General features: G+C 70.6%; 7 protein-coding genes. 4 read left to right on the forward strand and 3 right to left on the reverse strand.

Going from position 1 to position 7,349, the window contains the following annotated elements; genetic code table 11:
- Window positions 1–256 precede the first annotated feature (256 nt).
- Complete coding sequence (locus AB0L95_RS32120; RefSeq protein ID WP_365167716.1) at window positions 257–1,930, forward strand: NAD-dependent malic enzyme; 1,674 nt, start codon at window positions 257–259, stop codon at window positions 1,928–1,930.
- Window positions 1,927–3,453 (forward strand): class II fumarate hydratase, encoded by a 1,527-nt coding sequence (gene fumC, locus AB0L95_RS32125; protein ID WP_365167718.1) that lies wholly within the window; start codon window positions 1,927–1,929, stop codon window positions 3,451–3,453. Before AB0L95_RS32120 ends, fumC begins: the two co-directional genes overlap by 4 nt.
- Before the next feature lie 137 nt (window positions 3,454–3,590).
- Here fumC and AB0L95_RS32130 read toward each other — a convergent pair whose 3' ends face one another.
- The 3 genes from AB0L95_RS32130 to phoU all read right to left on the reverse strand — a co-directional run bounded on the left by AB0L95_RS32130 (window position 3,591) and on the right by phoU (window position 5,032).
- Window positions 3,591–3,842 (reverse strand): SCO4226 family nickel-binding protein, encoded by a 252-nt coding sequence (locus tag AB0L95_RS32130; protein ID WP_365167720.1) that lies wholly within the window; start codon window positions 3,840–3,842, stop codon window positions 3,591–3,593.
- Window positions 3,843–4,045: 203 nt separating this feature from the next.
- Window positions 4,046–4,198: a hypothetical protein gene (locus tag AB0L95_RS32135; protein WP_311694484.1), complete on the reverse strand. Its 153-nt coding sequence runs from the start codon at window positions 4,196–4,198 to the stop codon at window positions 4,046–4,048.
- Between the two features lie 144 nt (window positions 4,199–4,342).
- The gene (gene phoU / locus AB0L95_RS32140; protein ID WP_365167723.1) at window positions 4,343–5,032 is read right to left on the reverse strand and encodes a phosphate signaling complex protein PhoU; all 690 of its coding nucleotides are present in this window, start codon (window positions 5,030–5,032) and stop codon (window positions 4,343–4,345) included.
- 243 nt (window positions 5,033–5,275) lie between these two features.
- Here phoU and AB0L95_RS32145 point away from each other — a divergent pair, with 243 nt between their 5' ends.
- Together AB0L95_RS32145 and AB0L95_RS32150 are read left to right on the forward strand one after the other, a co-directional pair.
- Window positions 5,276–6,544: an ATP-binding protein gene (locus AB0L95_RS32145; protein ID WP_365167726.1), complete on the forward strand. Its 1,269-nt coding sequence runs from the start codon at window positions 5,276–5,278 to the stop codon at window positions 6,542–6,544.
- A complete protein-coding gene (locus AB0L95_RS32150) occupies window positions 6,541–7,221 on the forward strand; it encodes a response regulator transcription factor (RefSeq protein WP_009340348.1) in 681 nt (226 codons plus the stop codon). Before AB0L95_RS32145 ends, AB0L95_RS32150 begins: the two co-directional genes overlap by 4 nt.
- The last annotated feature ends 128 nt before the right edge of the window (window positions 7,222–7,349 follow it).

Genomic DNA, 7,349 nt, shown 5'->3' on the forward strand with positions numbered 1-7,349 from the left:
GCAGGCCAAGGGAGAGGCGCCCGTGCGGCCGTTCCCTCGCGGCCGCACGTCACGCCGCTGGACGCCGCCCCGGAAGCCGCGGCCGGGCAAGATCGGCGGGCGGCGTCGTGGCTGTGGGCGCACAGTGGAGGCAGGGGCTGATGGCTCGCTGGTCCGGTGCGGGGTGGTGCGGGCCGCGTGGCGGCGGGTGTGCGAGGCGGAGAGCAGCGGCGGTGTACGCGGCAGCGGGCGCGCCGCATACGCGACTGGAGGCCACATGAGCGAGAAGACCGTTCCGACTCCGGCTACCCCGAGCGTTCTGGCGGATCCGTTTCTCGATCGCGGTACGGCGTACACGCAAGCGGAGCGGGATGCCCTGGGGCTGACCGGACGCCTGCCGTCCGGGATGCTGACACTGGAGCAGCAGGCCGAGCGCGCGTACCGCCAAATCCAGGCCCAGGGCAGCGACTTGGCCAAGAACGTCAGCCTGGAGCAACTGCACGACCGTAACGAGACCCTGTACTTCAAGGTGCTGACCGACCATCTGGTGGAACTGCTTCCGGTCGTCTACGACCCCACGGTCGGCGAGGCGATCGAGAAGTACTCCCATGAGTACCGGCGTCCGCGCGGGGCCTTTCTGTCCCTCGACCGGCCCGAGGACATGGAGAAGACCTTCGCCACGTTCCGGCTCGGGCCCCAGGACGTGGATCTGATCGTGTGCACCGACGCGGAGGAGATCCTCGGCATCGGCGACTGGGGCGTGGGCGGAATCCAGATCGCGGTGGGCAAGCTCGCGGTGTACACCGCGGCCGCCGGGATCGACCCGCGCCGGGTGATCCCGGTGTCGTTGGACGTGGGCACGGACCGCAAGTCCCTGCTGAACGACCCTCTGTACGTGGGCAATCGGCACCCACGCGTGCGTGGCGCCGACTACGACGCGTTCATCGAGAAGTACCTGCGCACCGCCTCGTCGATGTTCCCCGACGCCCTGCTGCACTTCGAGGACTTCGGACCCGGAAACGCCCGGCGGATCCTGGAGAAGTACGGGGGCACCTACCGCATCTTCAACGACGACGTCCAGGGCACCGGCGCGATCACCCTGGCCGCGGCACTGTCGGCCGTGAAGGTGAGCGGCGTGCCGATGCGGGACCAGCGGCTCGTGGTCTTCGGCGCCGGCACCGCCGGGGTGGGCATCGCCGACCAGCTGCGGGACGCCATGATCCGCGACGGTGCGAGCCCCGAGCAGGCCACCGCCCAGGTCTGGCTGATCGACAAGCAGGGCCTGCTCACCCGTGACATGGACGATCTACGGGACTACCAGCGGCCCTACGCGCGCGACCGGGCCGAGGTCGCCGACTGGGCGGCCGACGGCGGCACGATCTCACTGCCGACGACCGTGCGTCAGGTGAAGCCGACCATTCTGCTGGGCACCTCCACGGTGCACGGGGCGTTCACCCGCGAGGTCGTCGAGGCCATGGCCGAGGGCACCGAGCGGCCGATCATCTTCCCCATCTCCAACCCGACCTCGCGGATCGAGGCCATGCCCGCCGACGTCATCGCCTGGACCAGGGGCAAGGCCCTGGTCGCGGTCGGCATCCCCGTACCGCCCGTCGAGTTCGGCGGTGTCACCTACGAGATCGGGCAGGCCAACAACGCGCTGCTGTACCCCGGACTGGGGCTCGGCACGATCGTCTCCGGCGCGTCGGGAGTGACGGCGGGCATGCTCCTCGCGGCCGCGCAGGCGGTGGCGGACCAGGTCGACGTCTCCGCGCCGGGCGCCTCCCTGCTGCCACCGGTGGAGAACCTGTGGGGGTCCTCGGCCATCACCGCCACCGCCGTGGTCGGCGCCGCGGTCAACGAGGGCGTCGCGAGCCACAAGCCGGACGATCCCGGGCGCGCCGTCCGGGAGGCCATGTGGAAGCCCGTCTACACCGACGGATCGGCGTCATGAGCGCGCGCTCCGGCACGGACCGGACCGCCCCGGCCCCGCACGAACCCGTGCCGAAGATCCTCGACGTGCCCATCGGCCTGCACGCGAGCGGCACCCGGCGGGAGACCGACTCCATGGGTGCCGTCGAGGTCCCGGCGGACCGGTACTGGGGTGCGCAGACGCAGCGGTCCCTGATCCACTTCTCCATCGGCGACGACCGGATGCCCAAGGCGGTCTACCACGCCTACGGATACGTCAAGAAGGCCGCCGCGCTGGTCAACGGCCGGGCCGGGCGACTGCCCGGCTGGAAGTCCGATCTGATTCAGAAGGTGGCCGACGAGGTCATCACGGGCAAGCTGGACGACCACTTCCCGCTGTACGTGTGGCAGACCGGGTCCGGGACACAGTCCAACATGAACACCAACGAGGTGATCAGCAACCGGGCGATCCAGCTGGTCGGGGGCGAGCTGGGCAGCAAGTCCCCGGTCCATCCCAACGACCACGTCAACATGGGCCAGTCCTCCAACGACACCTTCCCCACCGCGATGCACATCGCCGCGGTCAAGGCGGTCCACGAAAGGCTGCTGCCCAGCGTGCAGGCGCTCCAGCGGGCCATCGAGGACAAGGCGGAGCAGTGGCGCGACGTGGTGAAGATCGGCCGTACGCATCTGGAGGACGCGGTCCCGCTCACCGTCGGGGAGGAATGGTCCGGCTACGCCCATCAACTGGCGCAGGCCGTCGACCGGGTGGCGAGGTCGACGGAGGGCCTGTTCGAGCTGGCCGCGGGAGGCACCGCCGTCGGCACGGGGCTGAACGCCCCGCCCGGATTCGGCGAGCAGATCGCCGCCGAGATCGCCGCCGAGACAGGCTACCCGTTCGTCACCGCCGAGAACAAGTTCGCCGCCCAGGGCGGACTGGACGCCATGGTCGGCGCCTCCGCCGGGCTGCGTGCCGTGGCCGTGGCCCTGATGAAGATCGCCAACGACATCCGCTGGCTGGCCTCGGGGCCGCGCTGCGGCCTCGGCGAACTGGTCCTCCCCGCGAACGAGCCGGGTTCCTCGATCATGCCGGGCAAGGTCAACCCGACCCAGTGCGAGGCGATGGTCATGGTCTGCATCCAGGTGCTGTCCGAGGACACGGCTGTCGCCTTCGCCGGTTCACAGGGCAACTTCGAGCTGAACGCCATGCGCCCGGTGATCATCAACAACTTCCTGCACGCGGCGACCATCCTCGCCGACGCCTGCACCAAGCTGCGCCAGTACTGCATCGAGGGCGCCCAGCTCGACCGCTCCCGGATCGACGACTTCGTCAACCGGTCCCTGATGCTGGTCACCGCGCTGTCACCGGTGATCGGCTACGACAAGGCCTCCGCCATCGCCCACAAGGCCGACGACGAGGGCACCACCCTGCGCGAGGCCGCCCTGGCCTCCGGCTACGTCAGCGCCGAGGAGTTCGACCGAACCGTCGACCCGGCCGTCATGGTCGGCCACGCATCCGGCGACGTACGGCCATCCAGCGACGAACGGCCATCCAGCGGCGCATGACGCGGTGGACCCGGCCACCGTCGGCCGCCCGGGCCCGGGACTCCGGCTTCCGGGCACCCGCGCCGGCCCCCGGTCTCACCGGCGCCATGGACGGGACGCCTGCCTTGTGACTCCCCGGCCGGTCACCGGCCGCCCGGTCACCAGATGGACAGCGGCACCGCGTGGATCTCGTCGGGCACGTGGCCCGCGCGTTCGTGGACGCGGCGGACCGCTTCGGCCGAGGGGGCCTCCGAGAGGCAGTACACCGTGCCCGACTCAGGGTCCGCCCAGGCCCGCTCGAAGTGCACGCCCTCGTCCCTCTCCACGGCGAGGTCGGCCCGGTGGACCTGCTTCAGCTGCTCGTCCGTGATGCCCTGCATGTCGTGGTGCACGTCCATGAACTGAGTCATGGCCCGCACCTCCTTCCGGGTGCGCTCGCGTGCTCCCCTCTCCATGCTGCGCCCCTACGATCCCGGCTGCCACGGAGGCCCGGGGCCAGGCGCGCGGGCATGGAGGCATGCAGATGAGGGGCCCCGCGCCGGCCGGGCCCCTCACCTTGTGCTCCGTGATCGATGGTGGTCGTACCGGTCGAGATCGTGCGTGCCCTACGGCGTCAGCCGCACTGGCAGGGTGCACCCGACTGGCATCCGCATCCGCAGCCGGATCCGCAGCCGCACGCGCCGACCAGAGGGAGGCTCTTGATCTCGACGGGCTGCTGGGTCTCGCGCTCCTGTGTGGGGTCGGGCGTGCTGGGGGCCTCGGCCATGGGTCTCTCCTCGAAGTCTGACGAGACTGTGCCTGTACCCATTGCATGCCCGCCGGAGCGGGCGCATCAACGGCGCACGGAGGCTCGCCCGCCGTCGGCCGGGCTCCTTCGACCCCGGCGCGGGCCCTTCCGCCCCGGCAGCGGTCAGGCGCCTTCGACGCCCCTCACCGGCTGGATGTCCTGCTGGAGGTCGTCGGCGTGCTCACCCGTGACCAGGTACACCACCCGCTTTGCGACCGCGACCGCGTGGTCGGCGTAGCGCTCGTAGTAGCGACCGAGCAGGGTGACGTCCACGGCCGTCTCTATGCCGTGCTTCCAGCGGTCGTCGATAAGGTGCTGGAAGAGCGTGCGATGCAGGAGGTCCATCTCGTCGTCGTCCTGCTCCAGCTGCATCGCCAGGTCGATGTCCTTCGTGACGATGACCTCGGCGGCCTTCGCCATCAGGCGCTGCGCGAGCTGGCCCATCTCCAGGATCGTCGCGTGCAGGTCCTGCGGGACGGCGCGCTCCGGGAAGCGCAGCCGGGCCAGCTTCGCGACGTGCTGGGCGAGGTCGCCCGAGCGCTCGAGGTCGGCACTCATCCGCAGCGACGTGACGACGATGCGCAGGTCCGTCGCCACCGGCTGCTGGCGGGCGAGCAGGGCTATCGCGCGCGCCTCCAGGTCGTGCTGGAGATCGTCGACCTTCTTGTCGCCCTCGATCACGGTTTCCGCCAGCTTGAGGTCGGAGTCGAGGATCGCCGTCGTGGCGCGTCCGATCGCCGACCCGACGAGCCGGGCCATCTCGACCAGGCCCTCGCCGATCGAGTCAAGTTCCTCGTGGTACGCGTCCCGCATCAGGGTGTCCCTCTCTTGCGTCTGTTTCCGGGGGCCGGGGGCCGGGGCCCGTCGTCACCATGGCGAACACGGCGGACACGGCGCCCTACGGTCCCCACGCTCCCACGTTCCGGTCCGTACGCGACCGTTTCCGACATCTGAAATGAATCAATACTGGCTCCAAGGTGAACTCTGAGCGACGAGTGTTCGAGGTCGCACTCGCATGGCTGTGGGTAAGTGTCGGGACGTGCCTAACCTGGGTGCATGGACGTGAACGCGGCGGTCGCCGCAGCGGCAGCGATCGCCGGAGTGCTCACCGGCGTCATCGCCATGCTGGCGTTCCGCTGGAGCGAGCGCGACCAGAAGCGCCCCACCCGCACCTCCCTGCACACCGACCCCGTGCTTCCGCCGGGCGTGGACACGGTGCTGTCCGTACTGCGGTCCTCGGCCGTCGTACTCGACGAATCCGATGCCGTCGTCAAGGCGAGCTCCGCCGCCTATGCCCTCGGCCTGGTGCGCGGCGGCAAACTCGCGGTCGAGCCGATGCTCCAGATGGCACGCGACACCCGCCGGGACGGCGAGATACGCCAGGTCGAGCTGGACCTGCCGCGCCGCGGCACCGGGCGCGGAGAGGCCCTCGCCGTCTCCGCGCGTGTGGCCCCGCTCGGCTCCCGGCTGGTGCTGCTGCTCGTCGAGGACCTCACCGAGGCCCGGCGGATAGAGGCGGTGCGCCGTGACTTCGTGGCGAACGTCAGTCATGAGCTGAAGACGCCGGTGGGCGCCCTGTCGCTGCTCTCCGAGGCCGTGATGGACGCCTCCGACGACCCCGAGGCCGTGGAGCGCTTCGCGGGCCGTATGCAGATCGAGGCCACCCGGCTGACCAACCTGGTGCAGGAGCTCATCGACCTGTCACGCGTGCAGAACGACGATCCCCTGGAGGACGCCGAGCCCGTGCGGGTCGACGAACTCGTCGCCGAGGCCATCGACCGCTGCCGCCACCAGGCCGGCACCAAGCAGATCACGATGGCCGCCGGAGGCACCGCCGATCTGCATGTGTGGGGCAACCGCGGCCAGCTGGCCGCCGCCCTCGGCAACCTCGTGGAGAACGCCGTCAACTACTCGCCCTCCCGCACCCGCGTCGGCATCGCCGCCCGCAGAGTGCCGGCGACCGGCGGGGACATGATCGAACTTGCCGTGACCGATCAGGGCATCGGCATCACCGACAAGGACAAGGAGCGCATCTTCGAGCGCTTCTACCGCGTCGACCCGGCCCGCTCCCGTGCCACGGGTGGTACGGGCCTGGGTCTCGCGATCGTCAAGCATGTGGCCGCCTCGCACGGCGGGGAGGTCACGGTGTGGAGCTCGGAGGGACAGGGCTCCACGTTCACCCTGCGGCTGCCGGAGGCGGGTGCGGCCCGTGACCGTGCGACCGACCACCCGTCCGACCTCGAAGACGAGGACGGCCGGCCCGACGGGACGACCACCGTCTCATCCCCGTACGAACCGCTTCCCGCCCCGGAGGTCCTTCCGTGACCCGAGTGCTCGTCGTCGAGGACGAGGAGTCCTTCAGCGACGCCCTGTCCTACATGCTCCGTAAGGAGGGCTTCGAGGTCGCCATCGCGACCACCGGGCCCGACGGTCTCGACGAGTTCGAGCGCAATGGCGCCGATCTCGTCCTGCTCGACCTGATGCTGCCCGGTCTGCCCGGCACCGAGGTGTGCCGGCAGCTGCGCGGCCGGTCCAATGTCCCGGTGATCATGGTGACCGCCAAGGACAGCGAGATCGACAAGGTGGTCGGGCTGGAGATAGGGGCCGACGACTACGTCACCAAGCCGTTCTCCTCGCGCGAGCTGGTCGCCCGGATCAGGGCCGTCCTGCGCCGCCGCGGCGAGCCGGAGGAGGTGACCCCTGCCGCCCTGGAGGCCGGACCGGTCCGGATGGACGTCGACCGGCACGTGGTGACGGTCTCCGGCTCGAAGGTCGACCTGCCGCTGAAGGAGTTCGACCTCCTGGAGATGCTGCTGCGCAACGCGGGCCGTGTGCTGACCCGTATGCAGCTCATCGACCGGGTCTGGGGCGCCGACTACGTCGGTGACACCAAGACCCTGGACGTCCACGTCAAGCGGCTGCGCGCCAAGATCGAGCCGGACCCGGGCGCCCCGCGCTACCTGGTCACGGTCCGCGGTCTCGGCTACAAGTTCGAGCCGTAGACCGGCCCACGGTCCACGGTCTCCACGACCGCGCGTCCGCCGCCGCCGTACGGCGAAGGGCGGCACCCCACCGGGGGTGCCGCCCTTCGCCGTACGGCCGTGGGGGGGGGGGGGGGGGGGCGCGCCCC

Origin of the sequence: Streptomyces sp. NPDC052036 (assembly GCF_040680495.1) — a bacterium.
Taxonomy (GTDB): domain Bacteria; phylum Actinomycetota; class Actinomycetes; order Streptomycetales; family Streptomycetaceae; genus Streptomyces.